We start from the raw sequence: 2753 nt of genomic DNA, 5'->3' as shown, positions 1-2753 counted from the left end.
GGCCCCGCCCGACCCGCCGGACGAGGGCGCGCCGCCCGCGTCCGAGGTGCTGGCGGCCCGGGCGGAGGTGCTGGGTCTGCTCGGCGCGGCGCCCGTCGCGGTTGACGATCTCATGCGCCGCTGCCAGTTGTCAGCCGCCGCGGTGCAAGGCGCCCTGCTCGAGCTTGAGCTTGGCGGGCAGATTGAAACCCTGCCCGGCAATCGCGTCGCCAGGCTGGCGGAGTAAGACAGGGCGCGACGCGGCAGTCCCGCGCGGCCGTGCCCGAGGAAGGCAGACAGTCCAGCATGACTGACGTCGTCGTTGTCGAATCGCCCGCCAAAGCGAAAACCATCAACAAGTATCTCGGCGACCGGTACACGGTGCTCGCCAGCTTCGGCCATGTGCGCGACCTGCCGCCCAAGGACGGGTCCGTCCGGCCGGAGCAGGATTTCGCGATGGACTGGGCGGCCGATGATCGCGGCAGCAAGCAGGTCGCCGCCATCATCCGCGCCTTGAAGGGCGCGAAGACCCTCTATCTCGCGACCGACCCCGACCGCGAGGGGGAGGCGATCTCGTGGCACGTGCGCGCCATGCTGGACGAGAAGCACGCGCTGAAGGGCGTGGACGTCCGGCGTATCACCTTCAACGAAATCACCCGCACCGCCATCCGCGCCGCGATCGCAGCCCCCCGCGATCTCGATCAGCCGCTGATCGAAGCGTATCTGGCGCGCCGCGCGCTTGACTACCTCGTCGGCTTCACGCTCTCGCCCGTCCTGTGGCGCAAGCTGCCCGGCAGCCGCAGCGCCGGGCGGGTGCAGTCGGTCGCCCTGCGCCTGATCTGCGAGCGCGAGGCGGAGATCGAGGCCTTCCGCGCCCGCGAGTACTGGGCAATCGAGGCGCAGTTCACCACGCCGGCCGGCGCCCCCTTCACCGCCCGCCTGACGCATCTGGACGGAAGGCGGCTCGATCAGTTCGACCTCAACAACGCCGCCCTGGCGGAGGCGGCGCGGGCGCGCGTCGCGGCCGGCGACTACACGGTGGGCTCCGTCGAGCGCAAACGGGTCCGGCGCAACCCGCCGGCACCGTTCACCACTTCGACCCTGCAGCAGGAGAGCAGCCGCAAGCTCGGCTTCGGCGCGCAGCAGACGATGCGCCTCGCGCAGCAGCTGTACGAAGGCATCGAACTCGACGGCGAGACGGTCGGGCTGATCACCTACATGCGCACCGACGGCGTGCAGATGGCGCGCGAGGCGGTCGTCGCGATACGCGACCACGTCAAGACGGCCTATGGCCCCGACTACCTGCCCGCCACGCCGCGCGAGTACAGCAGCAAGGCCAAGAACGCCCAGGAAGCGCACGAGGCGGTGCGCCCCACCGACATCGCGCTGACGCCCGAGCGCGTCGGCCGCTTCCTCAATCCCGACCAGCGCCGCCTGTATGAGCTGGTGTGGAAGCGGGCCGTCGCGTCGCAGATGCAGTCGGCGGAACTCGATCAGGTCAGCGTCGACGTCGTCTCCGGCAACATCCGCCTGCGCGCGACCGGCTCGATCGTCGCCTTCGACGGCTTCCTCAAGCTGTATCGCGAGGATCTGGACGATCCGGCGGAGGACGAGGATTCGCGCATGCTGCCGCCGATGGCGGAGCGCGATCCGCTGACGCGCGGCGAGGTGACGGCGACGCAGCACTTCACGCAGCCGCCCCCGCGTTATTCCGAAGCGAGCCTGGTGAAGAAGATGGAGGAGCTCGGCATCGGCCGCCCCTCCACCTATGCGTCGATCCTGTCCGTGCTGCAGGACCGCAACTATGTGCGGCTGGAGAAACGGCGCTTCATCCCGGAGGATCGCGGCCGGCTGGTCACGGCCTTCCTCACCAGCTTCTTCGAACGCTACGTCGATACCGGCTTCACCGCGTCGCTCGAGGAACAGCTCGACGAGATCTCCGACGGCCGCGCGGACTGGCGTGCCGTCATGCGGGCCTTCTGGGAGGATTTCTCACGCGCGATCGAACAGACGCGCGACCTCAAGATCACCGACGTCATCAACGCGCTGGACCAGGATCTCGGCCCGCATTTCTTCCCCGCGAAGGCGGACGGCAGCGATCCGCGCGCCTGTCCCGCCTGCGGCAACGGACGGCTCGGGCTGAAGCTCGGGCGCTACGGCAGCTTCATCGGCTGCTCGAACTATCCCGCCTGCCAGTACACGCGCCGTCTCGCCATCGACACCGGCGAGGGCGAGGGCGAGACGCTGAAAGAGGGGATGCGCCTGCTCGGCCAGCATCCCGAGACGGGCGAGGACGTCACCGTCCGCCGGGGTCCGTACGGTCTGTACGTGCAGCTCGGCGAGGGCGGCGAGAAACAGAAGCCGCGCCGCACGTCGCTGCCGCGCGGCGTCGACGGCGACACGCTGGCGCTGGAACAGGCGCTGCGCCTGCTCGAGCTGCCGCGCATCGTCGGCATCCATCCGGAGACAGGCGAGCCGATCGAGGCCGGCATCGGCCGGTTCGGCCCCTATGTGCGGATGGGCACCGTCTACGGCTCGCTCGACCGCGACGACGACATCCTCTCGCTCGGCATGAACCGCGCGATGGAGCTGCTGGCCAAGAAGCTGGCCGGCGTGCGGGTGCTTGGCGCGCATCCCAAGGACGGCGAGTCCGTCGCGGTCAAGCGCGGCCGGTTCGGCCCCTATGTGCAGCACGGCAGCCTGATCGCCAACGTGCCGCGCGGCACGGCGATGGAGGACGTCACGCTCGAGGACGCCGTCGCGCTGCTCGCCGA

At 69.9% G+C, this 2753-nt stretch carries 2 protein-coding genes; both read left to right on the top strand.

Annotated features, from left to right (window positions below):
* Positions 1 to 226 (top strand): DprA-like winged helix domain-containing protein (locus tag B8460_RS21895; RefSeq protein WP_048861722.1); only part of this gene is annotated, 226 nt, incomplete at its 5' end.
* Positions 227 to 285: 59 nt separating this feature from the next.
* A partial coding sequence (gene topA, locus B8460_RS11400; protein WP_048861721.1) for a type I DNA topoisomerase occupies positions 286 to 2753 on the top strand: 2468 nt, incomplete at its 3' end.

The sequence above is a fragment of the Acidisphaera rubrifaciens HS-AP3 genome (assembly GCF_000964365.1).
GTDB lineage: Bacteria > Pseudomonadota > Alphaproteobacteria > Acetobacterales > Acetobacteraceae > Acidisphaera > Acidisphaera rubrifaciens.
This window is presented reverse-complemented; position numbering and strand designations above follow the sequence as displayed.